Origin of the sequence: Prescottella soli (assembly GCF_040024445.1) — a bacterium.
In the GTDB taxonomy this organism is placed as follows: domain Bacteria; phylum Actinomycetota; class Actinomycetes; order Mycobacteriales; family Mycobacteriaceae; genus Prescottella; species Prescottella soli.
This window is the reverse complement of record NZ_CP157276.1, coordinates 2,944,034-2,968,257: the sequence shown is the minus strand read 5'-3', so window position 1 is coordinate 2,968,257 and position 24,224 is coordinate 2,944,034. Positions and strand designations below refer to the sequence as shown.

The 24,224-nt window shown below is 68.5% G+C and carries 19 protein-coding genes and 1 tRNA gene; 9 read left to right on the top strand and 11 right to left on the bottom strand.

Annotation, left to right across the window (positions count from 1 at the left end):
- Positions 1 to 14: 14 nt before the first annotated feature.
- A complete protein-coding gene (locus ABI214_RS13860; protein WP_348603120.1) occupies positions 15 to 917 on the top strand; it encodes a rhomboid family intramembrane serine protease in 903 nt (300 codons plus the stop codon).
- 10 nt (positions 918 to 927) lie between these two features.
- Here ABI214_RS13860 and ABI214_RS13855 read toward each other — a convergent pair whose 3' ends face one another.
- Together ABI214_RS13855 and crgA are read right to left on the bottom strand one after the other, a co-directional pair.
- Positions 928 to 1,395: a PH domain-containing protein gene (locus ABI214_RS13855; RefSeq protein ID WP_348603119.1), complete on the bottom strand. Its 468-nt coding sequence runs from the start codon at positions 1,393 to 1,395 to the stop codon at positions 928 to 930.
- Between the two features lie 107 nt (positions 1,396 to 1,502).
- On the bottom strand, positions 1,503 to 1,766 hold the full coding sequence (crgA, locus tag ABI214_RS13850; protein WP_348603118.1) for a cell division protein CrgA: 264 nt from the start codon (positions 1,764 to 1,766) through the stop codon (positions 1,503 to 1,505).
- 170 nt (positions 1,767 to 1,936) lie between these two features.
- Here crgA and ABI214_RS13845 point away from each other — a divergent pair, with 170 nt between their 5' ends.
- Together ABI214_RS13845 and ABI214_RS13840 are read left to right on the top strand one after the other, a co-directional pair.
- Positions 1,937 to 2,701 carry a DUF881 domain-containing protein gene (locus ABI214_RS13845; protein ID WP_348603117.1) on the top strand — a complete coding sequence of 255 codons (765 nt, stop codon included), beginning with the start codon at positions 1,937 to 1,939 and terminating at the stop codon, positions 2,699 to 2,701.
- Between the two features lie 44 nt (positions 2,702 to 2,745).
- The gene (locus ABI214_RS13840; protein ID WP_348603116.1) at positions 2,746 to 3,411 is read left to right on the top strand and encodes an aminodeoxychorismate/anthranilate synthase component II; all 666 of its coding nucleotides are present in this window, start codon (positions 2,746 to 2,748) and stop codon (positions 3,409 to 3,411) included.
- Positions 3,412 to 3,466: 55 nt separating this feature from the next.
- Here the strand turns inward: ABI214_RS13840 and pknB are convergent, their stop codons facing one another.
- From pknB to ABI214_RS13805, 7 genes are all read right to left on the bottom strand, one after another.
- The gene (gene pknB / locus ABI214_RS13835) at positions 3,467 to 5,398 is read right to left on the bottom strand and encodes a Stk1 family PASTA domain-containing Ser/Thr kinase (RefSeq protein WP_348603115.1); all 1,932 of its coding nucleotides are present in this window, start codon (positions 5,396 to 5,398) and stop codon (positions 3,467 to 3,469) included.
- The gene (locus ABI214_RS13830; protein WP_348603114.1) at positions 5,395 to 6,777 is read right to left on the bottom strand and encodes a serine/threonine-protein kinase; all 1,383 of its coding nucleotides are present in this window, start codon (positions 6,775 to 6,777) and stop codon (positions 5,395 to 5,397) included. Before ABI214_RS13830 ends, pknB begins: the two co-directional genes overlap by 4 nt.
- Positions 6,778 to 6,781: 4 nt before the next feature.
- Entirely contained in the window at positions 6,782 to 8,269 is a 1,488-nt protein-coding gene (locus ABI214_RS13825; protein WP_348603113.1) for a peptidoglycan D,D-transpeptidase FtsI family protein, read from the bottom strand.
- Entirely contained in the window at positions 8,266 to 9,711 is a 1,446-nt protein-coding gene (locus tag ABI214_RS13820; RefSeq protein ID WP_348603112.1) for an FtsW/RodA/SpoVE family cell cycle protein, read from the bottom strand. The genes ABI214_RS13825 and ABI214_RS13820 overlap by 4 nt, the downstream gene beginning before the upstream one ends.
- A complete protein-coding gene (locus tag ABI214_RS13815) occupies positions 9,711 to 11,144 on the bottom strand; it encodes a PP2C family protein-serine/threonine phosphatase (protein ID WP_348603111.1) in 1,434 nt (477 codons plus the stop codon). Before ABI214_RS13815 ends, ABI214_RS13820 begins: the two co-directional genes overlap by 1 nt.
- Positions 11,141 to 11,608: an FHA domain-containing protein FhaB/FipA gene (locus tag ABI214_RS13810; RefSeq protein WP_348603110.1), complete on the bottom strand. Its 468-nt coding sequence runs from the start codon at positions 11,606 to 11,608 to the stop codon at positions 11,141 to 11,143. The genes ABI214_RS13815 and ABI214_RS13810 overlap by 4 nt, the downstream gene beginning before the upstream one ends.
- Positions 11,609 to 11,771: 163 nt before the next feature.
- A complete protein-coding gene (locus ABI214_RS13805) occupies positions 11,772 to 13,079 on the bottom strand; it encodes a DUF3662 and FHA domain-containing protein (RefSeq protein WP_348603109.1) in 1,308 nt (435 codons plus the stop codon).
- 197 nt (positions 13,080 to 13,276) lie between these two features.
- Here ABI214_RS13805 and ABI214_RS13800 point away from each other — a divergent pair.
- Positions 13,277 to 13,359, top strand: a tRNA-Leu gene (locus ABI214_RS13800).
- A gap of 124 nt (positions 13,360 to 13,483) precedes the next feature.
- On the opposite strand, the gene ABI214_RS13795 is transcribed toward ABI214_RS13800, so the two are convergent.
- On the bottom strand, positions 13,484 to 13,894 hold the full coding sequence (locus ABI214_RS13795) for a RidA family protein (protein WP_348603108.1): 411 nt from the start codon (positions 13,892 to 13,894) through the stop codon (positions 13,484 to 13,486).
- 83 nt (positions 13,895 to 13,977) lie between these two features.
- On the opposite strand from ABI214_RS13795, the gene ABI214_RS13790 reads away from it, so the two are divergent.
- Together ABI214_RS13790 and ABI214_RS13785 are read left to right on the top strand one after the other, a co-directional pair.
- On the top strand, positions 13,978 to 14,373 hold the full coding sequence (locus ABI214_RS13790) for a winged helix-turn-helix transcriptional regulator (protein ID WP_348603107.1): 396 nt from the start codon (positions 13,978 to 13,980) through the stop codon (positions 14,371 to 14,373).
- Positions 14,374 to 14,492: 119 nt separating this feature from the next.
- Positions 14,493 to 15,329 carry an alpha/beta fold hydrolase gene (locus ABI214_RS13785; RefSeq protein ID WP_348603106.1) on the top strand — a complete coding sequence of 279 codons (837 nt, stop codon included), beginning with the start codon at positions 14,493 to 14,495 and terminating at the stop codon, positions 15,327 to 15,329.
- Between the two features lie 77 nt (positions 15,330 to 15,406).
- On the opposite strand, the gene ABI214_RS13780 is transcribed toward ABI214_RS13785, so the two are convergent.
- Positions 15,407 to 15,862 (bottom strand): MarR family winged helix-turn-helix transcriptional regulator, encoded by a 456-nt coding sequence (locus ABI214_RS13780; protein WP_348603105.1) that lies wholly within the window; start codon positions 15,860 to 15,862, stop codon positions 15,407 to 15,409.
- Positions 15,863 to 16,046: 184 nt separating this feature from the next.
- Between ABI214_RS13780 and ABI214_RS13775 the strand changes: the two genes are divergently transcribed.
- The 3 genes from ABI214_RS13775 to ABI214_RS13765 all read left to right on the top strand — a co-directional run bounded on the left by ABI214_RS13775 (position 16,047) and on the right by ABI214_RS13765 (position 24,137).
- The gene (locus tag ABI214_RS13775; RefSeq protein WP_348603104.1) at positions 16,047 to 17,489 is read left to right on the top strand and encodes an MFS transporter; all 1,443 of its coding nucleotides are present in this window, start codon (positions 16,047 to 16,049) and stop codon (positions 17,487 to 17,489) included.
- Between the two features lie 617 nt (positions 17,490 to 18,106).
- Positions 18,107 to 22,693 carry a glutamate synthase large subunit gene (gltB, locus tag ABI214_RS13770; protein WP_348603103.1) on the top strand — a complete coding sequence of 1,529 codons (4,587 nt, stop codon included), beginning with the start codon at positions 18,107 to 18,109 and terminating at the stop codon, positions 22,691 to 22,693.
- Entirely contained in the window at positions 22,686 to 24,137 is a 1,452-nt protein-coding gene (locus ABI214_RS13765) for a glutamate synthase subunit beta (RefSeq protein WP_348603102.1), read from the top strand. The genes gltB and ABI214_RS13765 overlap by 8 nt, the downstream gene beginning before the upstream one ends.
- The last annotated feature ends 87 nt before the right edge of the window (positions 24,138 to 24,224 follow it).

Genomic DNA, 24,224 nt, shown 5'->3' with positions numbered 1-24,224 from the left:
ACGAGGATTCACACATGACGAACCCCGGCTGGGGTGGTGCGGCGAGCGAGGGCACCCCGCCACCTCAGCCGAGGTGTGTGCACCACCCCGATCGCCCCACGGCACTCTCCTGCACCCGGTGCGGCCGCCCGGCCTGCCCGGACTGCCTGCGTCCGGCATCTGTCGGACACCAGTGCGTCGACTGCGTCGCCGCCGGACAGCGCGACACGCGCCAGGCCCGCACCGTCGCCGGGGCCCAGGTCCGCACCCAGGCGCCGACGCCGCTGCTCACCTACCTCCTGATCGCCGCCAACGTGGCGATCTTCGCGGTCACCGCGGTGCAGTCGCGCAGCTTGCTCGACAACCATCTGTCGTCGCCGCTGTTCTTCGACTGGGTCCTGTGGGGACCCGCCGTCTCCGCCGGCCAGTACGTCCGCATCCTCACCAGCGGGTTCCTGCACATCGGGCTGATGCACCTGGCCGTGAACATGTTCGCGCTGTACGTCATCGGCCGCGACATCGAACTGGTCCTCGGACGAGCCCGCTATCTGGCGGTGTACCTGATCTCGCTGCTCGGCGGATCGGCCTCGGTGCTGCTGCTCGCCCCGATGGCGCCGACGGCAGGCGCGTCCGGCGCGATCTTCGGCCTGCTCGGCGCCCAGGCGGTGATCCTGCTGCGGCTCCGGCGCAGCCCGACGCCCGTCCTCGCGGTCATCGCGATCAACATCATCATCAGCCTCACCATCCCGGGCATCTCGCTGTGGGGACACATGGGTGGCCTGGTGGCCGGCGCCGCCGCGACCGCCGCCCTGCTCTACGCCCCGTCCGCGGTCGGAGCGAAGGACGCAGATCGGGTGCGGACTGCGGGATGGGCCGCGCTGGGGTCCGTCGGCCTGTTGACGCTGATCGTCACGGCCGCGGCAGTAGCGGCGATCTGACGACGGCCGGTCAGTCCTCCGGCACGAGACCGTGCACGGACAGGGCGTCGAACACGACTGTCGGGTCCTCGCCCAGGTCCCACCGGCCGAAGATCAGCAACCGCTCGGTGCCGTCGGGATCGAGCGCGTCGATCTCGAGCATCGGCACCCGCCGCCCCAGACGCGGATACCGCACGATGCGGATCCGGGTGACGTCGTCGCGCCCGTAGACCCGCCGACCCCGCACCCGCGTCGCGACGATCGACGGCGCGCCCCCGGCCCGAACGATCGCGAGCTTCGGCCGCTGCCGGGCGCCCAGCCCCGCGAGCACGAACAGCGCGACTGCCGCGATGGCGGCGAGGAATCGTCCGGGCGCGTCGAGTCCCAGGAGCAACGCAGCGGCGATCATCACGATCCCGCTGGCCGCGAGGGCCGCTACCGCGCCGAGCGGGGTGGACCACTCGAGGGACGGTTCATGATCGACTTCATCCTCAGGCATGTGTACAGATCCCCCTGTTATCCACAGGCGTTATCCACACTGGGGATGAATGACACGTGTGTAATTGCACGGGTGTGCGCAAACTGACCGGCCTGCAAAGTTCGAGTTCAGCGCCACCGCATGGTCATGATCAGGCCCACGACCATGAATCCGAAGCCGATCAGGAAGTTGTACGCCCCCAAGTCGTTCATCCATGCGAGGTTCTCGCCGGCCAAGTAGTACACAATCAGCCACGCCAGCCCGACGAGCATGAAACCGAGCATCACCGAGATGTACAGCGCGCTCGACGGCCCCGCCTTGACCTTCACCGGGGTGCGGTTCGCGGGATTGATCGTGTAGTCGGTCTTCTTCCGGACCTTCGACTTCGGCATGACGTCCTTGTCTCGTGTGGATGGGAGAACGCGATCTGGTGCCCGGATCGGTCCGGGCGGACAGGGTAGATTCGGCACCACCTGTTGTGAAGTACACGCTAACCCAAAAAAGCACAGCCGGGACCGGTCGTTCACGTACCGATTCTCCGAGGTGGAAGTGGTGGTAGAGGGTGCCCGACGTCGAAACGCAGCCGCAGGGCTCGAACCCGCGGTTCGGTTTCTGGTCGGTCGCCGTCCTGGTCGTCTGTCTCGTCGCGGGACTGCTCCTCGCCACCACCCGCGAGGTCTCCCACGGGAACGAGCTGCGGGCCGCCGACTCGACCCGACTGTCCGACCTGGTGCGCCGCGCGCAGGTCGACGTCGACAACGCTGCCGCCGCTCGTGACCAGCTCGCCACCGAGGTCGAGGACCTGCAGGAGAGCGCGGCCGGCACCGACAGCGGGGTGGCGAAGGCGCTCGCCGACAGTCGCGAACTCGCTGACGCCGCGGGCCTGACCCCGCTCAGCGGTCCCGGCATCGTCGTCACCCTCACCGACGCGCCGCGCGACGCCGACGGCAAGTACCCGGCCGGTGCGTCACCCGACGATCTCGTCGTCCACCAGCAGGACGTGCAAAGCGTCCTCAACGCGCTGTGGACCGGCGGTGCGGAGGCGATCGCCATGCAGGACCAGCGGATCGTGAACACGTCGGCCCCGCGGTGCATCGGCAACACGCTGCTGCTGCACGGCCGCACCTACAGCCCGCCGTACATGGTGACCGCGATCGGGGACCCGGCCCGTCTGGCCGCGACCCTCGCGAACGAGCCCGGGATCAGGACGTTCAAGCAGTACGCCGTGCGGTACGGACTCGGATACACCCAGCAGGAATCGGAGCGCCTCACCGTTCCCGCGTACACCGGGCAGTTGCACACCGAGTACGCGCAGCCGGTCGCGTAATCCCTGCGCACCGACCGAGATCCCGCAGGCACTACCCTCGATCCATGCGCATTCTGGTCGTCGACAACTACGACAGCTTCGTGTTCAACCTGGTCCAGTACCTGGGTCAGCTCGGAACGCAGGCCGAAGTGTGGCGCAACGACGACCCGCGACTGACCGGGGAGGACGCCATCGCGGCCGCCGCGCGCGAGTTCGACGGCATCCTGCTCAGCCCCGGTCCCGGCACCCCACAGCGCGCGGGCGCGACGATGCCGCTGGTCGGTGCATGCGCCGCGGCGCGGACCCCGCTGCTGGGCGTGTGCCTCGGCCACCAGGCGATCGGTGCCGCGTTCGGTGCCACCGTCGACCGGGCGCCGGAACTGCTGCACGGCAAGACCAGCCTCGTCCACCACAACGACACCGGCGTGCTCGCCGGGCTGCCCGACCCGTTCACCGCGACCCGCTACCACTCGCTGACCGTCCTCGAGGACACCATCCCCGCCGAGCTGGAGGTCACCGCCCACACCGACAGCGGCATCGTGATGGCGATGCGGCACCGCGAGCTGCCGATCCACGGCGTGCAGTTCCACCCCGAGTCGGTACTCACCCAGGGCGGTCACCGGATGCTCGCGAACTGGCTCGGCGTGTGCGGGCAGGCGCCCGCCGAGGCCCTCGTCGCGACGCTCGAGAACGAGGTCGCCCGGTCGCTGGGAGACGCGCTCACCCGCTGATCCGAAAACGGCGGTGTGGTCCCCGTCGGGGACCGCACCGCCGTTTCTCACGCTCCTACCGGGGGATCCCCAGTTCGCCGACGGCCACCGTCAGCTGTGCGTTCTTCGCGACGTCGCTGCCCGGCGGCTGCGTCTGGCCGACGACCTTGCCGACCAGATCCTTGTCGAGGGTCGGCTGCTTCGTCTGCGACAGCTGGTTCGACGAGCCCGTCCAGCCGGCCCTGCGCAGCGCGTCCACGGCCTGCGACACCGACATCTCCGTCAGGTCGGGCATCGTGAAATGCTTGCCGTTCGACACCTGGAGGCGGATCGTGTCGCCCTTCGCCGCGGTCGCCCCGCCGGACGGCGAGGTGGAGATCACCTCACCCTCGGGCTTGCCGGAGTCGACCTTCTCGACCTGGACCTTGAACCCGGCGCCCTCGATGTTCGGCTGCGCGATGTCGATCGTCTGGCCGATGACGTTCGGCACGCGCACCTGCTCGGGGCCCGAGCCGAGCGTGATCGCCACGGTGGAATCGAGGTTGATCTTCGCGCCGGCCGACGGCTCCTGACTGACGACCATGTCGAGCTGGCTCGCATCCGACGCCGCACGGTTCACGTCGGAGTCCAGCCGCAGGCCGGCCGCGCCCAGCGCCTTCTCCGCGTCCTCCTGCGACAAGCCGGCGAGCTTGGGCACCTGCACCTGCTCGGGGCCCGACGACACCTGCAGCGTGACGCTGCTGTTCTCGTCCACCGACGTGCCCGCCGCCGGGTTGGTGCCGATGACGTTGCCGTTCGCCACCACCGGGTCGGGCCTGGTCTGAATGGTCGAGTCGAGCTTCGCGTTGCGCAGCATCGTCTCGGCCTCCTGCACGCTGCGGCCCGCGACATTGGGCACCGACACCTTCGTCGGTGTGGACAGCAGCGAGGCCGCGAACGCGCCGATGATGCCGACCACGACCAGCACGGCGACCGCGACCAGCACGTTGCGGGTCGTGTTCCGCTTCTTCGGAGGATCCGCCGGCGGAATCACCGTCGGCGCGGCCGTCGCCGTCGCCGTGCGCGCCGGCTCGGCCTGGTAGCCGGAACTGGTGCTCGTGGCGGTGTCGACGGCACCGAGGATGGTGGTGCGGTCCTCGTCGGTCATCACCATCGGCGCGCTCGGACGCTGACCTCCGAGCACCCGCACCAGATCGCTGCGCATCTCGGCGGCGCTCTGGTAGCGGTTGGCCGGGTTCTTGCTCATCGCCTTGAGGATCACCGAATCCAGTGCCCGCGGCACCGCCGGATTCACCAGCGACGGCGTCTTCGGATCCTCCCGCACGTGCTGGTAGGCGACCGCCACCGGTGAATCACCCTTGAACGGGGGCTCACCGGTCAGGAGTTCGAACAGCACGCAACCGAGCGAGTAGACGTCCGAGCGGGCGTCCACCTGGTCGCCGCGGGCCTGCTCCGGCGACAGGTACTGCGCGGTGCCGATCACGGCGGCGGTCTGCGTCATCGTGCTCTGCCCGTCGGCCATCGCGCGTGCGATACCGAAATCCATCACCTTCACCGCGCCCGCGCGGTTGATCATGATGTTGGCGGGCTTCATGTCCCGGTGCACGATGCCGTTGCGGTGACTGAAGTCCAACGCCGCGCACACGTCGGCGATGACCTCCATCGCCCTCCGCGGAGCCATCGGCCCCTCGGCGCGGAGGATGTCGCGCAGCGTGTCACCGTCGACGTACTCCATGACGATGTACGGCAGCGGACCGGCGTCCGTCTCGGCCTCGCCGGTGTCGTACACCGCGACGATCGCCGGGTGATTCAGCGCGGCCGCGTTCTGCGCCTCGCGGCGGAACCGCAGGTAGAACGTGGGGTCGCGGGCCAGGTCGGCGCGCAGCACCTTGATCGCGACGTCGCGGCTGAGCCTCAGGTCCCGTCCGAGGTGCACCTCGGACATGCCACCGAACCCGAGAATCTCGCCCAGCTCGTACCGGGAGGAGAGATTGCGCGGCGTCGTCATTGCTGTCCTTGCGTGGCCGTGGTTGTCGTGGCCGTTGTCGTGGTGGTCGTGGTCTCGGGCTCGGTTGTCGTCGTCGTGGTCCGCGGCGGCGTGGTGGTCGTCGTGGTCCGCGGCGGCGTCGTAGTCGTGAATGTCGGCGGCGGCGGCGTCGTCGTGGTTGTCGTCGTCGTGGTCGGCGGGGGTGTGGTGGTCGTCGTGGTCTGCGGCGGCACGGTGGTCGTCGTGCGGGTCGTCGTCACCGGCGTCCGGCTCGTCGACGTGACCGCCGGCGCGGACGGCTTGTCGCCTCCGCCCCCGAAGAGCAGCAGGCCGAACGTGACGATCGTGGCGAGCGCGAGCAGACCGCCACCGGCCCACGCGAGCGCCTTCTGGCCGCTGGTCCAGCCGGAACCACTGTCACCGTCGCCCGGCGGCGGCGCAACTCGGCCGGTGTCACCGGAGTAGTTGCGCTGCTGCGTCGGCATCATCGCAGTCGGCCCCGCGGCCGCGACCGGCGGGACCACGCGCGTCGCGGCCGTCGGCACGCGACCCGGTGGAGGTGGCCGGCGTCCGGCGCGGACCGCGGCGACGGCGTCGGCGAACTCGCCGCCGTTGGCGTAGCGCCCGGCCGGGTCCTTCGTCAGCGCGATGTCGATGAGCTCACGGATCGGCGCCGGTAGATCGGCCGGCATCGGCTCCGGCGGCTCCTGCACGTGCTTCATCGCGACCGTCAGGGTGCCGCCGCCGCCGAACGGGCGGCGGCCCGACAGCGCCTCGTAGCCGACCACGCCGAGCGAGTACACGTCGCTCGCGGCGGTCGCCTCCTGGCCCAGCGCCTGCTCCGGGGCGATGTACTGCGCGGTGCCCATCACCATGCCGGTGCGGGTGACCGGGGAGGCGTCGACCGCCTTCGCGATGCCGAAGTCGGTGATCTTCACCTGCCCGGACGGGGTGATGAGGATGTTGCCGGGCTTGACGTCGCGGTGCACGACACCGGCCGAATGCGCGACCTGCAGCGCCCGTCCGGTCTGCTCGAGCATGTCCAGGGCGTGCGGAACCGACAGGCGGCCCACGCGCGCGAGCACCGCGTTGAGAGGTTCGCCCGCCACCAGTTCCATGACCAGGTAGGCGAGGTTGGCACCGGCCTCGTCACGGGTCTCGCCGTAGTCGTACACGCCCGCGATGCCCGGATGGTTGAGCTGCGCGGTGGTACGGGCCTCGATGCGGAACCGTTCGAGGAACTCCGGGTCCGACGAGAACTCGGCCTTGAGCACCTTCACGGCGACGCGGCGGTCGAGGCGGCTGTCGGTGGCCTCCCACACCTGACCCATGCCGCCGGTGGCGATCAGCCGCTGCAGGCGATAGCGGCCGCCGATCACCGATCCGTTCGTCAACGACATCCCCTCATCCCCTCTGCAATCCCGCCGCGATGACCGCTCGTCCGATCGGGGCCGCGACCGAGCCGCCGGTCGCGGCGAGCGCCCGGTCGCCGCCGTCCTCGACGATGACGGCGATCGCGACCGTCGGATTCTGGGCCGGCGCGAACCCGATGTACCAGGCGTGCGGCGGGGTGTTGCGCGGGTCGTTGCCGTGCTCGGCGGTGCCCGTCTTGGACGCGATCTGGACACCCGGGATCTTGCCGCCACCGGCAGTGTTGTTCTCCGAGCCGATCATCAGCTGGGTCAGCGTCGCGGCCACCTCGGGGGACACCGCGCGACCGACCGACTTCGGCGACGTGGTCGCCAGGTTCGACAGGTCCGGGCTCTGCAGCTGCGACACCAGGTGCGATTCCATCCGCATGCCGCCGTTCGCGATGGTCGCGGCGATCTCCGCGTTCTGCAGCGGCGTCAGCGCGACGTCCCGCTGGCCGATGCTGGACTGGCCGAGCGCGGCGTCGTCGGGGATGGGCCCGATCGTGCTGTCGGCCACCGGGATCGGGACACCGGGCGTGTTGGGGCCGATGCCGAACGCCTTCGCCTGCTGGGCGAGCGCGTCGGCCCCGGTCTTGATGCCCAGCTCGACGAACGCGGTGTTGCACGAGCGCGCGAACGCCTCCCGCAGCGAGGCCGTCGGGCCGCCGCCGCACGTGGTGCCGTTGTAGTTCTCGAGCGTCGTCGACGTGCCCGGCAGCGTGATGTTCGGTGCCGCGGTCAGCTGCTCGTCCGGGTTCGCGCCGTTCTCCAGTGCCGCCGCGGTGACGACGACCTTGAACGTCGAACCGGGCGGGTACGTGGCGGACACCGCGCGGTTGAGCATCGGCTTGTCCGGGTCGGCGCTCAGTTCGTCCCACGCCGCCGCGGTCTCGGCGCCGTCGTGGCCCGACAGCCGGTTGGGGTCGTAGCTGGGGGTGCTCGCCATCGCCAGGATGTTGCCGGTGCTCGGCTCGATCGCGACCACCGACCCCGTGTAGCCCTTCGCGGTCAGCTCGTCGTACGCGACCTGCTGCATCACCGGATCGATCGTGCTGACGACGTTGCCGCCGCGCGGATCGCGTCCCGACACCAGGTCGAAGAATCGGTCGCTGAACAGGCGGTTGTCGGAGCCGTTGAGGACCGGGTCCTCGGCCTTCTCCAGCCCGGTGCTGCCGTACTGCATCGAGTAGAAGCCAGTGACGGGCGCGTTCGCGAGCGGGCTCGACGGCGACGCCGGGTTCGGCGGGTACACGCGCAGGTACTTGTAGCGGTCGTCGGTGGGGACCGACGCGGCGAGCACCTGCCCGCCCGCGGAGATCTGGCCGCGCTGGCGCGAGTACTCGTCGAGCAGCACGCGCGAGTTGCGCGGATCGTTGCGCAGGTCGTCGGCCTTGATGACCTGCACGTAGGTGGCGTTGGCTAGCAGCGCGGCGACCATCACCATGACGGCCAGCGCGACGCGGCGGAGCGGTGTGTTCATTGGCGACCCAGCATTTCCGTCGGAGCGTCCGCGATGGGAGCAGGCCCCTTCTTCACGGGCGCCGCGGGGGTGCGGGCGGCGTCGGAGATCTTCATCAGCAGTGCCAGTAGCAGGTAGTTCGCGAGCAGCGACGATCCACCGTACGACATGAACGGAGTGGTGAGACCGGTGAGGGGGATCAGCTTCGTCACACCGCCGACGACCACGAACAGCTGGATCGCGATCGTGAACGACAGTCCGGCCGCGAGCAGCTTGCCGAAGCTGTCGCGGACCGCGAGCGCGGTGCGCAGCCCACGCACCACGAATATCAGGAACAGCATCAGGATGGCCGCGAGACCGATCAGGCCCAGTTCCTCGCCGATCGCGGCGATGATGAAGTCGGTCTTGGCGAACGGCACCTGCGACGGTCGCCCGCTGCCCAGGCCGGTGCCGGCGACGCCGCCGGTCGCGAGGCCGAACAGCGACTGCGAGATCTGGTAGCCGGTGTTCTGGTAGTCGCCGAGGGGATCGATCCACGTGTTCACGCGCACCCGGACGTGGCTGAACATCTGGTACGCGAAGAAGAACCCGACGATCAGCAGCGCGCCGCCGATCAGCAGCCAGCCGACCCGCTCCGTGGCGATGTACAGCATCACCAGCACGGTGCCGAAGATCAGCAGCGACGTGCCCAGGTCCTTCTCGAACACCAGCACGCCGACCGAGACGATCCACGCCGCCAGGATCGGGCCCAGGTCGCGGGCGCGGGGGAGGTCCATGCCGAAGAAGTGGCGGCCGGCGGTGGTGAAGAGGTCACGCTTGGCGACGAGGACCGCGGCGAAGAAGATGATCAACAGGATCTTCGCGAACTCGCCCGGCTGGATGCTGAACCCGGGCAGCTTGATCCAGATCTTGGCGCCGTTGACCTCGGAGAACCGGGACGGCAGCAGAGCCGGGATCGCCAGCAGCACCAGACCGGCGAGGCCCACCGTGTAGCTGTACCGAGCCAGCAGTCGGTAGTCGCGCAGCAGCACCAGGACGGTGATGAACCCGGCGATCGCGAGCGCCGTCCACAGCACCTGCTGGGTCGCGTCGGGGGAGGGGACCGGCAGTCCCTGGTGCATCGCGGAGTCGGCGTCCGCGAGGTCGAGTCGGTGGATCAGGACCAGTCCGAGCCCGTTGAGCAGGGCCACGATCGGCAGCAGCAGCGGGTCCGCGTAGGGAGCGAAACGCCGCACCGCGAGGTGCGCGACGAGGAACATCACCGCGTACGCGATCCCGTACTTCGCCAGATCCCACGTGAGGGTCTGCTCCTGGCTCGCCTCGACCAGCACCAGCGACATCGTCGTGATCGCGATTGCGCAGCACAGCAGGACCAGTTCGGTGTTCCTGCGGTTCGACTGGACGGGCGCGGCGGCGAAGCCGCTCGGCGGGCTGGGGAACGGCGCGTCGGACGTGGTGGACATCAGCTACCGGTCCTGCAGTTCTGGCCCGGGATCTGTTCGATCGGCGCCGGTGTCGGGGTGGCAGGGGGCGGAGCCGCGGTCGTCGGCGCGGGCGGCGGTGCCGGCTCGCCGGCGGGTGCGGGTGCGGGCGCCGGGGCCGGTGTCGGAGTAGGCGTCGGCACGGGCGTCGGTTCCGGCACGCACAGCGGCAGCAGGTCGTTCGCGGCCAGTCGACGCATCTGTTCGGTCGCGTCGTCCTGAGAACCCGACGGCAGACCGGCGCGCACCTGCTCGCGAGCCGACGGCTGCAGGTCGTCGACCTTGAGCACGCGACAGTCGCTCGGCCGGGTGTTCGGGTCGACGATCGTGAGGATGCCGCTGTCGGTGATGCAGCCGACGAGCGCGCTGTCCTGCAGCGAGTAGCCGAGGACCGACCCGGGGACGCCCCGCAGCACGGTGACCTGTTCGTCGGACGCGCCGACGTAGTAGTAGTTGCGGATCATCGAGCGGCCCACGACGAGGCCACCGGCGACCAGCACGACCAACCCGAGCACGATCAGCGTCCAGCGCAGCTTGTGCGACTTCTTCGGGGGTTCCTCGGGGACCGGGGTCACCCGCTTGGGGGCAGCGCGCGGCGGCCGCATCGCCGCGGCCCGGCCGGCCGCGGTGTTCGGCGGCGGCGTCTCCTCCTCGTCGTCGGAGGCGGCGCCACCGACGATCGGATGACTCTGGCCGTAGTCGAGGTCGATGACGTCGGCCACGATGACCGTGACGTTGTCGGGTCCGCCGCTGCGCAGCGCCAGTTCGATGAGCCGGTCGGCGCACTCGTCGTGGGTGCCCTCCCGCATCGTGTTCGCGATCGTCTCGTCGCTGACCACGTCGGACAGGCCGTCGGAACACAGCAGGTAGCGGTCACCGGAGCGCGCCTCGCGCATGATCAGCGTCGGCTCGACCTCGTTGCCGGTGAGAGCCCGCATGATGAGCGACCGCTGCGGGTGCGTGTGGGCCTGCTCCGCGGTGATGCGGCCCTCGTCGACGAGGGACTGCACGAACGTGTCGTCGCGGGTGATCTGCGTGAGCTGGTCGTCGCGCAGGAGGTAGGCGCGCGAGTCGCCGATGTGGACCAGGCCCAGCTTGCTGCCCGCGAACAGGATCGCCGTGAGCGTGGTGCCCATGCCCTCGAGCTCGGGATCCTCCTCGACGTGGTCGGCGATGGTCGCGTTGCCCTCGCGGGTGGCGGCGTCGAGCTTGCCGAGCAGGTCCTCGCCCGGCTCGTCGTCGTCGAGGTGTGCGAGGGCGGCGATCATCAACTGCGATGCGACCTCGCCGGCCGCGTGGCCGCCCATCCCGTCGGCGAGCGCGAGCAGGCGGGCACCGGCGTACACGGAGTCTTCGTTGTTGGCGCGAACCAGACCGCGGTCGCTGCGGGCCGCGTAGCGCAGAACAAGGGTCACGGGCGTAGCTCGATCACTGTCTTGCCGACGCGCACCGGGGTGCCGAGCGGGACGCGGACCGCCGTGGTGACCTTGGCCCGGTCCAGGTAGGTGCCGTTGGTCGAGCCGAGATCCTCGACGTACCAGTCGGCGCCGCGCGGCGACAGGCGTGCGTGCCGGGTCGACGCGTAGTCGTCGGTGAGCACGAGCGTCGAGTCGTCGGCACGACCGATGAGGACCGGCTGGCTGCTCAGCGTGATGCGGGTGCCGGCAAGCGCGCCCTGCGTCACCACCAGGTGCTTCGCGACCTTCTGCTTGCTGAGCGCCGGCAGCACCGACGGGCGCCGCGTGTACCGCGACGCGACACGTCCGCCGCCCGCCCCCGCGTAGACGTCGTTGCGCAGGGCCCGGATCACGGCCCACACGAAGAGCCAGAGCAGCAGCAGGAAGCCTGCTCGCGTCAGTTGGAGAATCAGTCCCTGCACTGCTCGACACCTCCTTCGGGGGCACGGTCGCGCGGATGCGCAGCCGGGGCATTCTCAGCTGGCTGCATCATATGTGGAAGCCTCCGACAGCGATCATGATCCGGAGCCGCGCCCGGTGTCCCGAGGCGCGGTTCCGTGTGTAGGCGGAGGGTGTCTGCAGTGGTCAGAGGATGCGCACCAGGATCTCGGAGTGTCCGGCGCGAATCACGTCACCGTCGGCGAGCTGCCAGTCCTGGACCTGCGCGCCGTTCACGGTGGTGCCGTTGGTGGACCCGAGATCGGAGAGCATCGCGACCTGACCGTCCCAGCGGATGTCGAGGTGCCGGCGCGAGACGCCAGTGTCGGGCAGGCGGAACTGGGCCTCCTGACCGCGTCCGACGATGTTGTTGCCCTCGCGCAGCTGGTAGAAGCGCCCGCTGCCGTCCTCGAGCTGCAGCGTCACGGTGAACGTGCGCCCCGCCTCGGGCGCGTACCCGGCCTGGTAGCCCTGGTCGTAGCCCTGCTGGCCGTACGCCTGGTTGTACCCCTGCTGGTCGTAGGACCCTTGCTGGTCGTAGCCCTGCTGGTCGTAGCCGTAGCCCTGCTGCTGCTGGCCGTAGCCCTGGTCGTAGCCGCCCTGCTGGTCGTAGCCGCCCTGGTAGCCCTGGTCGTAGCCGGACTGGTTGTAGTCCTGGTGGTAGCCGGGGTACTGGCCCGGGTACGGCTGCTGCGCGTCGTACTGCTGCGCGTCGTACTGCTGCGCGTCGTACTGCTGGTTGTACCCCTGCTGGTAGCCGCCGCCCTGGTAGCCGCCCTGCTGCGGGTAGCCCGCGTCCTGCGGGTAGCCGCCCTGCTGGGGCGCGCCGCCGTAGCCCTGGTCGTAGCGCTCGGTGTACCCCTGCGGGTAGTCCTGCTGGTAGCCCTGCGCCTGATCGTGACCCGGGTGCGCGTTGCCGTTGCGCGACTGATCGTGGTCCTGGCCGCGATCCTTGGGGTCGCGTCCTGGCTCGTAGCCGGAGTTCTGGGTCATGGGGCCTGCTCCTGGGTTCGGTGAAACGGGTACGGGGGCACGTCCCGCTCGGGGACCGGGTCCGGGTTCGCCGGCGTTGCCGCGGCGTGCGTCCGGATCGACCGATCCCGTCGTGCGGAACTGCCCGGTGTGCAGTGTCGGGGACGGCTCGAATCGGACTTCGATGTCACCGTACGTCTGCCACCCCTGTTCGCGGATGTATCCCTCGAGGTGTCGGGCAAAAGATTTCACGGTCAACTCGTGATCCGAGGACAGCTTCTCGTGATCGGACTCGTTGATCGTGATCACGTAGCTGTTGGGGGCCAGGTAGTGGCCTCCGTCGAGTTGTTGGACGCGGTCGGCCGCCTCAGCCTGCAGCGCGGATTCCACTTCCTGAGGTACGACGCCCCCGCCGAAGACGCGCGCGAAGGCGTCACCGACAGCCCCCTGAAGCTTGCGCTCGAAACGTTGAACGATCCCCACGGCATGAACCTAGCTGTTGTTTGTTCACGGTCAATCTGCGTGTCGCGGCCGCAATGCTCGCCGCTACCGCCTCTGCATGATATCTGGACGCCTATTCGGCGCGGGGTCCGCCCGCGTTCCGGGGGCCACTTTTCTGGCCTCTACCAGCACGAATCGTCATTTTTGCGACGTGCATGCTAGTGTTTCCAACGTCGCTCGGGCGAGTGGCGGAATGGCAGACGCGCTGGCTTCAGGTGCCAGTGTCCTTCGGGACGTGGGGGTTCAAGTCCCCCTTCGCCCACAACGGGCAGTTCCACGAACTGCGACGAACGAGGTCACGAACTCGAAAGAGTTCGTGACCTCGTTTTCGTTGACGGGTCGGTCGGAACCCGTCGGTTCCGGTACGCGCGAGGCGCGGAATCCGGTCAGTCGATGACGGCGGTCGCCTCGACTTCGACGAGCACGTCCGGCTCGAACAAGTAGTCCACGCCGATGAGCGAGGCCGGCGGCATCGCCGGCGGAAGCCCGATTTCCTCGGCGACCTGCTCGACACCTGCCATGAACTCATCGATCTTCTCGGGCTTCCAACCCGTGACGTAGAAGGTCAGCCGCAGGACGTCGTCGAAGGTCGCACCCGCCCCTGCCAGCCCCGTTGCGGTGTTGCGCAACGCCTGGGCGACCTGCCCCGCGAGATCGTCCGCGGACACCGGAGTTCCATCGGCGAGCCGCGCAATCTGCCCGGCGACGTGGACGTGTCGGGTTCCGGATCCGACGGCGACGTGGTGATACGGAGTCGGCTGCGTCATGCCCGCGGGGGTGAAGTACTGAACTGCCATTGGAGTCTCCTCAGAAATACCGAACTGATGGGTATAACTTTGATACCTGGTATACGAAGGTCACTTCAACGAGACTTGGTGCCATGCGCGATACTCCCCGGACCACTTCCCAGACCGTCGGCGGCGAACTCACGGTTGCCCCGCCACACCGGGAGCTGCTTGATCAGATACTCGACAAGTGGTCGTTGGCGGTGCTCAACGAGCTGTGCGAGCGCCCGAGCCGGTTCAACGAACTGCGCCGCGCGATCCCCTCGGTGACACAGAAGTCGCTGACCGCCACTCTGCGTCGACTCGAACGCAACGGCATCATCGAGCGCGAACTTCTCAGCTCCCGCCCGGTCGCCGTCGAGTACCGGATCACCCCGCTCGGGAAGACTCTCCGCCACCCCGTCGACGTTCTCCTGGACTGGGCCGAAATGCACATGTCCGAGATCCACGACGCGCGCACGCGCTTCGATGAAGAGTCGGAACTCGTCTGACGCGCCGGACGCCATTCGGACGTGGTGGCCCGCACGTCGTCCGCGACGGGAACAACTCGGTCGTGCGGCCGAGCTTGTCTCAATAGGATCCAGGCGTGTCTGCGACAGAACCTGAGACGGTGACGGTCACCTTGGCGTCGGGGCGAGTGCTCGCGGGAGCTGCATTCGGCCCCGAAAGTGCTAGTCCCGTTCTTTTCGTGGCGGGCGCAGGCACCGGCAAGAGCATGTGCTTCGGCGTGGATCAGCTCGGTCCGGCGGGTCTGCGTCTGCTCACGATGGACCGCCCTGGCATGGGTGGTTCCTCACCCGACGAGGGCAGAAGCGTCGCCTCGACGGCGCAGGACTACCGCGCCTTCGTGTCCTCGGTGACCGGGATGCGCAGCCCCCACCTTCCGGTTGTCGCGAACTCGCAGGGGGCGCTCTTCGGATTGGCCATTGCGGCCGCCGGCTGGGCCTCGTCGTTGACGCTCGTGTCGCCGGCCGACGAAGTCGCATACCCGGCGATCCACGACATGCTTCCGCCCGAAGCCACCCGTTTGTCGGACATGGTTCGGGACGACCCGCAAGCGGCGACGGAGATGCTGGGTTCGTTCACGGCCGAAGCCATGGAGAACATGGTTCTCGCCGGCTCCGACCAGGGCGACAGGGCCTTCTATCTGAGCGCGTCGTTCAACGCCATGTATCGCACAGCGTTGGCCGAAGGCTTCGCCGGCAACGCGCCCGGCTACGTGCGAGACACGTTGATGGCGATGGCGCCCTGGCCTGTCGACCTGGGCAGCATTGCATGCCCGGTACGCATTCTGTTCGGCGCGGAAGACCGCGTGCACTCGCCCGACCTCGGCGAGATGCTGAGCGCCCGGATCCCCACTGCCGTACGGCAGGTGATCCACGGAGAAGGTGGTTCGCTCCTCTGGACGCGACCAGAACTCACCCTCGCGCCACTTGCCGTCCGATGAAAGGTGTTGTCGGATAGCCTGATTCGGAGTGAAACGTACCCGCTACGCGTCAGGTGGGGGAGTGCGGCCTCGTGGCGTCACGGCCGTGGCCACGGCCGCCTGTCGAGTCGCTCGATGTCTTTGTTGAACCGCTCGAGGTAGGCCGCGAAGGCGGCGACGTCGTCGGGTTCCCAGCTCTCGAGCACCCGGTCGAGGGCGTCGATGCTCCCGGCACGTTCGGCGTCGAGCCGGCTCTGTCCCTCGGGGGTGATGCGGTACTTGCGGGCCATGCCGCCGTCGGGGTCGGGGATGCGTTCGACGAGTCCGGTGCCCAGGATTGCCGTGGTCTGGCGGTGCAGTGTCGAGGTGTCCAGGCCGAGGGCGTCGCTGAGCTGTCCGATGGACATGGGGCCTTCCATGCTCAGGCGGCTGAGCAAGATGTATGCGCTGGTGTCCAGGTGCCCGGTGCTGCGCCGCGGCCGCGGGCTGTTGAGGCGCAGGTGTCGGCCCAGCACCATCGTCTCGAACTCGATCAAGTGCGTGGGCTTGTCCATTCCCATCCTCTCGCAACCCGCATCGGACGCTCAGGTGTCCGACGTATCCCTCATTGTGCCTGCCGGAAACGGACAAACTGCCCACATGGGCCCCGGATGTGACGCATCTTGTTGCATCTTGCAATCAAGTTGTACTCTGCAACCAATTTGCATCATGCAATCTACTGACTGAGGAGGGCCACGCGTGGAGAGTTCCGCGTCCACCGACCGCTCGAGCGGCGTCGTCACAGTGCTGGCGGCCGCCGGCATCGTGGCGGCACTCATGCAGACCCTGGTGGTGCCGCTGATCGGCGACCTGCCGCAGATCCTCGACACGACGGCGTCCAACGCGTCGTGGGTCATCACCATCACGCTGCTGGTCGGGTCGGTCGCGACGCCGGTCACCGGACGCCTCGGCGACCTGCTGGGTAAGCGGCGCATGCTGCTGTTCTGCGCGGTGCCGCTGGCGCTCGGATCCGTCACGTGCGCCCTCGCGACGTCGCTCGTGCCGATGATCGTCGGCCGCGGCCTGCAGGGCCTGGGCGTGGGCATGGTGCCGCTGGGCATCAGCGCGTTGCGCGAACTGGTGCCGCCGCAGAAGCTGGGCTCGTCGATCGCTCTGATGAGCGCGACGATGGGCATCGGTGGTGCGCTGGGTCTGCCGCTCGCGGCGTTGGTCATCCAGAACACCAGCTGGCGGGTGCTGTTCTGGGGCTGCGCGGTGCTCAGCGTCCTGATCGGCGTCCTGATCTGGCGCTTGATCCCGGCCACGCCCGCGCTCGCTGCGGGTGGACGGTTCGACTTCGTCGGTGCCGTCGGTCTCGGCGTGGGGCTGGTGTCGCTGCTGCTGGCCGTCTCGAAGGGCGGTGTCTGGGGCTGGGGGAGCGCGTCGATCCTCGGCCTGTTCGCGGCTGCGGTGATCGTGCTGCTCGCGTGGGGATGGTGGGAGCTGCACACCGCCGACCCGCTGGTCGACCTGCGGGTCACCGCGCGCCGGCAGGTGCTGCTGACCAACGCCGCATCGATTGTCGTCGGCTTCTCGATGTACGCGCAGTCGCTGATCGTTCCGCAGCTCCTGCAGCTGCCCGAGGCCACCGGCTACGGCCTGGGCCAGTCGATGCTCGCCATGGGTCTGTGGATGGCCCCCGGTGGTTTCGTGATGATGGCGATCTCGCCGCTCGGGGCGAAGCTGTCCGCGGCGCGCGGCCCCAAGATCACGCTCTTGGTCGGTGCCCTGATCGTCGCGCTCGGTTACGGCTCGTCGATGGTGCTGATGGGCTCGGCCTGGGGCCTGATGCTGGTGGTCGCCATCTGCGGCGCCGGCACCGGCTTCGCGTACGGTGCCATGCCGGCACTGATCATGAGCGCCGTGCCGCCGTCGGAGACGGGCTCGGCCAACAGCTTCAACACCCTGATGCGGTCGGTCGGCACGTCCGTCGCCGCCGCCGTCGTCGGTGTGGTGCTCGCGCAGATGAGTGTCGGGATCGGTGGCGGCCACACCGTTCCGACCGAGGCCGGGTTCCGCACAGGTCTACTGATCGGCTGCGGTGTCGCCCTGGTTGCCGCCGCGATCGCGGCCGCGATCCCCGGACGCAAGCCCGCGACGACGGTCGTGGAGGTGGACGAACCGGTCGCCGCGAAGGTCTGAGCTGGGCGTTCGTAGTGCCGGATAAGGGTCTCCGACAAGGATTCCCGATCCCGGCGAGTCAAACGTCCAACAGATGCTAATGTTCGTCCTGCACTGGCCGCAGCTGTCTACTCGCTGCGGCCAGTAGCTATTTTTGCACCGGAATCCCGGGCTTCTCCGATGTTTCACGCGAAACGCGTATCCGGTGGGACCCGTCCCCTCCGCAACGGGCCCGACATCGCAGCGATACGCAGGCGCAGCGCGGTCGTAGGACGATCGTGTCGATGCCGCAACACATCGCGGCATCGGCGACGAAACATTCGCTCTAGGCTGTGACGTGCGCTGCATTCGCCCAGTAGGCGGGAGGAAAACCACAGGTCACGGGGTGGAGAGGGGAGCCTTGCTTGCGTCTCTCCCAGGGTTGTGAATTAACATTTTCTCAACACGGTGGACTCACGAACGTCTGATACGCCCCAGAGCAACGTCGCCAGGGTGGACGTCAGTCCCGTGCCGAGGCTCAATGAGGAGCCCTTCTCGGTCGGTGCCGAACACAGTGTCGTGTCGGTACATGCTCTGCAGTTGTATGGCCATCAGCGCTGCTGGTCGTCGGTGCATTTACGCATACGAAGGCAGTAGGTATGAAGCATCTTCCCGGGCCCCAGGGGCTCTACCACCCGGCAAACGAGCACGACGCGTGCGGCGTCGCGTTCGTCGTCGACATGCACGGTCGCCGCAGCCGCGACATCGTCGAGAAGGCGATCACGGCACTGGTCAACCTCGAGCACCGCGGCGCCGCGGGCTCCGAGCCCAACACCGGTGACGGCGCCGGCATCCTGCTCCAGGTCCCGGACCGCTTCCTGCGTGCCGTCGTCGACTTCGAGCTGCCCGCCGAGGGTGCGTACGCCACCGGCATCGCGTTCCTGCCGCAGGGCGACGCCGCTGCCGACGAGGCCGCCGCGGGTGTCGAGAAGATCGTCGCCGAGGAGGGCCTGACGGTTCTCGGCTGGCGCGCGGTTCCCACCGACGACTCGTCGCTCGGTTCGCTGGCGCAGGCCGCGATGCCGACGTTCCGTCAGGTGTTCATCGGCTCGGCCGACGATTCGGTCACCGGCATGGACCTCGAGCGCCGTGCGTACGTCGTCCGCAAGCGTGTCGAGCACGAGCTCGGTGACGGCGGCGCCGGCGAGGACGGCCCGGGCCGCGAGTCGGTGTACTTCCCGAGCCTGTCGGGGCAGACGTTCGTCTACAAGGGCATGCTCACCACCCCGCAGCTCAAGGGTTTCTACTTGGACCTGCAGGACGACCGGCTCGAGAGCGCGCTGGGCCTGGTGCACTCGCGCTTCTCCACCAACACGTTCCCGTCGTGGCCGCTGGCGCACCCGTTCCGCCGCGTCGCCCACAACGGCGAGATCAACACCGTCAGCGGCAACGAGAACTGGATGCGGGCCCGCGAGGCGCTCATCAAGTCCGACGTGTTCGGTGAGGGCGCGCTCGAGAAGATCTTCCCGATCTGCACCCCGGGCGCCTCGGACACCGCGCGCTTCGACGAGGTGCTCGAGCTGCTGCACCTCGGTGGCCGCAGCCTGCCGCACGCCGTGCTGATGATGATCCCGGAGGCCTGGGAGCGTCACGAGAGCATGGATCCGGCCCGCAAGGCGTTCTACGAGTACCACTCGGCGCTCATGGAGCCGTGGGACGGCCCGGCGTCGGTGTGCTTCACCGACGGCACCGTCGTCGGCGCCGTGCTCGACCGCAACGGCCTGCGTCCGTCGCGCGTGTGGGTCACCGAGGACGGTCTGGTCGTCATGGCGTCCGAGGTCGGCGTCCTGGACATCGCGCCGGAGAAGATCGTGCGCCGGATGCGCCTGCAGCCGGGCCGCATGTTCCTGGTCGACACCGCGCAGGGCCGCATCATCTCCGACGACGAGATCAAGTCGGAGCTCGCCGCCGCGCACCCGTACCAGCAGTGGGTCGACGAGGTCCTGGTCCGGATCGAGGACCTGCCGGATCACAAGTACACGTACATGACCCACGACCGGGTCGTGCTGCGCCAGCAGATCTTCGGCTACACCAACGAAGAGGTGAACCTCCTCGTCAAGCCGATGGCCGCCACCGGTGGCGAGGCGCTGGGCTCGATGGGCACCGACACCCCGATCGCGGTGCTCTCGGCCCGGCCGCGGATGCTGTTCGACTACTTCCAGCAGCTGTTCGCGCAGGTGACCAACCCGCCGCTCGACGCGATCCGCGAGGAGATCGTCACGAGCGTGGGCGGCACCATCGGACCCGAGTCCGATCTGCTGGACTCGTCGATGTCGCCGTGCCGCCAGATCGTGCTGCAGCAGCCGATCCTGCACAACGACGACCTGTCGAAGCTGATCCACCTCAACGACACCGCCGGTTTCCCGCACTTCCGCAGCGTCGTCGTGCGCGGCGTGTACCCGGTCGCGGAGGGCGGCGAGGGCCTGCGCAAGGCCCTGGACACGGTGCGCGAGAAGGTTTCCGAGGCCATCGCCGGCGGTGCCCGCATCATCGTGCTGTCGGACCGCGAGTCCAACGAGAAGTACGCGCCGATCCCGTCGCTGCTCCTCACCTCCGCGGTGCACCACCACCTGGTGCGTGAGAAGACCCGCACCAAGGTCGGCCTGATCGTCGAGTCCGGTGACGCCCGCGAGGTCCACCACATGGCGGCGCTGCTCGGCTTCGGTGCCGCGGCGGTCAACCCCTACATGGCGTTCGAGACGATCGACGAGCTGATGCAGAGCAACCAGCTGCCGGGTCTGACGCTCGACAAGGCCGTCGCGAACTACATCAAGGCCGCCGGCAAGGGCGTGCTGAAGGTGATGTCGAAGATGGGCATCTCGACGCTCGCGTCGTACACCGGTGCCCAGCTGTTCCAGGTGATCGGCCTGTCGCAGGAGCTCGTCGACGAGTACTTCACCGGTCTGCACTCCAACCTGGACGGCATCGGACTGGACGAGATCGCCGCGGATGTCGCTGTGCGGCATGCCAATGCGTACCTCGACCGTCCCGAGCTGCGGGCGCACCGCGAGCTCGAGGTGGGCGGTGAGTACCAGTGGCGTCGTGAGGGCGAGTACCACCTGTTCAACCCGGACACGGTGTTCAAGCTCCAGCACTCCACCAAGACCGGCCAGTACCAGGTGTTCAAGGAGTACACCAAGCTGGTCGACGACCAGTCGGAGCGCCTGGCGTCGCTGCGTGGCCTGTTCAAGTTCAAGGCCGGTCTGCGCGAGCCCATCTCGATCGACGAAGTGGAATCGGCGGAGTCGATCGTCAAGCGGTTCTCGACCGGCGCGATGAGCTACGGCTCCATCTCGGCGGAGGCGCACGAGACCCTCGCCATCGCGATGAACCGTCTCGGTGCCCGCTCGAATTCCGGTGAGGGCGGCGAGCATCCGTCGCGCTTCACGCCGGACGAGAACGGCGACTGGCGCCGGTCGGCGATCAAGCAGGTCGCGTCGGGTCGCTTCGGTGTCACGTCGCACTACCTGACCAACTGCACCGACATCCAGATCAAGATGGCGCAGGGCGCCAAGCCCGGTGAGGGTGGCCAGCTGCCGCCGCACAAGGTGTACCCGTGGGTCGCCGAGGTGCGTGGCTCCACCCCGGGCGTCGGCCTCATCTCGCCGCCGCCGCACCACGACATCTACTCGATCGAGGATCTGGCGCAGCTGATCCACGACCTCAAGAACGCGAATCCGCAGGCGCGGATCCACGTGAAGCTGGTCTCGGAGATCGGTGTCGGCACCGTCGCCGCGGGTGTGTCGAAGGCGCACGCCGACGTCGTCCTGATCTCGGGTCACGACGGTGGCACGGGCGCGTCGCCGCTGACGTCGCTCAAGCACGCGGGTGCGCCGTGGGAGCTCGGCCTGGCCGAGACCCAGCAGACGCTGCTGCTCAACGGTCTGCGCGACCGCATCGTGGTCCAGGTCGACGGTCAGATGAAGACCGGCCGCGACGTCGTGATCGCGACGCTGCTCGGCGGCGAGGAGTTCGGTTTCGCCACCGCACCGCTGGTGGTCTCGGGCTGCATCATGATGCGCGTGTGCCACCTCGACACCTGCCCGGTGGGCGTGGCGACGCAGAACCCGGTGCTGCGCAAGCGTTTCGCGGGCAAGCCCGAGTTCGTCGAGAACTTCTTCATGTTCATCGCCGAGGAGGTGCGCGAGCTGCTCGCCGAGCTGGGCTTCCGCACCCTGCAGGAGGCCGTCGGTCAGGTCGACGTCCTCGACACCACCGCGGCGCTCGAGCACTGGAAGGCGTCCAAGCTGGACCTGTCGCCGATCCTGCACAAGGTCGAGTCCGCGTTCGCGGACCAGGACCTGTACTGCTCGGGCACCCAGGAGCACGGCCTGGAGAAGGCGCTCGACCAGCAGCTGATCGAGCAGGCCCGCCCGGCCCTCGACAAGGGCGAGGCGGTCGCGTTCGCGTCGGAGATCACGAACGTCAACCGCACGGTCGGCACCATGCTCGGCCACGAGCTGACGAAGGCCTACGGCGCGGAGGGCCTGCCGGACGACACGATCGACATCACGTTCAGGGGTTCGGCCGGCAACAGCTTCGGTGCCTTCGTGCCCAAGGGCATGACGCTGCGGCTGCAGGGCGACGCCAACGACTTCGTCGGCAAGGGCCTCTCGGGTGGCCGGATCGTCGTCCGCCCGCCGCTGCAGACGGCCGAGGGCTTCGTGCCCGAGGAGAACATCATCGGCGGAAACGTGATCCTGTTCGGTGCCACCACGGGTGAGGCTCTCATCCGCGGCATCGTGGGTGAACGTTTCGCAGTCCGCAACTCCGGCGCCACCGCTGTCGTCGAAGGTGTGGGCGATCACGGTTGCGAGTACATGACCGGCGGCAAGGTGGTCATCCTCGGTAAGACGGGACGCAACTTCGGTGCCGGCATGTCCGGTGGCGTCGCGTTCATCTTCAACCCGGACCGTGATTTCGGGGCCAACCTCAACACCGAGTTGGTCGATCTCGAGGATCTCAGCGTCGAGGACTTCGGGTGGCTGCACGGCGCCATCGAGCGTCACCGTGACGAGACCGGATCCGAGGTTGCGGCTCGGATCCTCGCCGACTGGTCGCACCAGAAGGCTCATTTCGCGAAGGTCATGCCGCGCGACTACAAGAAGGTCCTCGTCGCTATCGAGACCGCGAAGAAGAACGGAATGAACGTGGACGACGCAATCATGGAGGCAGCTCGTGGGTGATCCAAGCGGCTTTCTGAAGCACACGTCGCGCGAGCTGCCCATCCGCCGTCCGGTGCCGCTGCGCCTGATGGACTGGAAGGAAGTCTACGAGGACTTCAAGCCCGAGACCCTCCAGAAGCAGGCCAGCCGGTGCATGGACTGCGGTATCCCGTTCTGCCACAACGGTTGCCCGCTCGGAAACCTGATTCCCGAGTGGAACGACCTGATCCACAAGGATCGGTGGCGCGAGGGCATCGACCGGCTGCACGCGACCAACAACTTCCCCGAGTTCACCGGCCGGCTGTGCCCGGCGCCGTGTGAGGCGGCGTGCGTGCTCGGCATCAACCAGGACGCGGTCACCATCAAGCAGGTCGAGGTCGAGATCATCGACCGCGCCTTCGACGAGGGCTGGGTCCAGCCGGTGCGCGCGTCGCACATCACCGGCAAGAAGGTCGCCGTCGTCGGCTCCGGCCCGGCGGGTCTGGCTGCCGCACAGCAGCTCACGCGCGCCGGCCACTCGGTGACGGTGTTCGAGCGTGAGGACCGCATCGGCGGCCTGCTGCGCTACGGCATCCCCGAGTTCAAGATGGAGAAGCGCCACATCGACCGTCGCCTGGCGCAGATGGAGGCCGAGGGCACGGTGTTCCGCACCGGCGTCAACGTCGGTGTCGACATCACCGCCGAGGAGCTGCGCGAGCAGTTCGACGCGGTCGTCCTCGCCGGCGGTGCCACCGAGGCGCGCGACCTGCCGATCCCGGGCCGCGAGCTCGACGGCATCCATCAGGCGATGGAGTTCCTGCCGATCGCCAACCGGGTGCAGCTGGGCGACCTGACCGAGCCGACCATCACGGCGAAGGGCAAGAAGGTCGTCATCATCGGTGGCGGCGACACCGGTGCCGACTGCCTCGGCACCAGCCACCGTCAGGGCGCCGAGAGCGTGCACCAGTTCGAGATCATGCCGCGCCCGCCGGAGGCGCGCGCGGACTCCACCCCGTGGCCGACGTACCCGCTCATGTACCGCGTGTCGTCCGCCCACGAGGAGGGCGGCGAGCGGGTGTTCTCCGTCAACACCGAGGAGTTCGTCGGAGTCGACGGCAAGGTGACCGCGCTCAAGGCGCACGAGGTCAAGATGGTGAACGGCCGTTTCGAGAAGGTCGAGGGCTCGGACTTCGAGCTCGAGGCCGACATCGTGTTCCTCGCGATGGGCTTCGTCGGCCCCGAGAAGCCGGGTCTGCTCACCGATCTGGGCGTCGACCTCAACGAGCGCGGCAACGTCGCCCGCTCGTCGGAGTGGGCCACCAACGTCGACGGCGTGTTCGTCGCCGGCGACATGGGCCGCGGTCAGTCGCTGATCGTGTGGGCCATCGCCGAGGGTCGCTCGTGCGCGGCCGCGGTCGACAAGTTCCTCGAGGGCTCGACGGCGCTGCCCACGCCGATCGTGCCGACCGCTGCGCCTCAGCGCTGATCCTGGCGGGGACCAGCGTCGTTCCCCGCCGCCAGGGCTCGAAGGCCCCATTCCACGCTTCGCCTCGCGTGGAATGGGGCCTTCGTC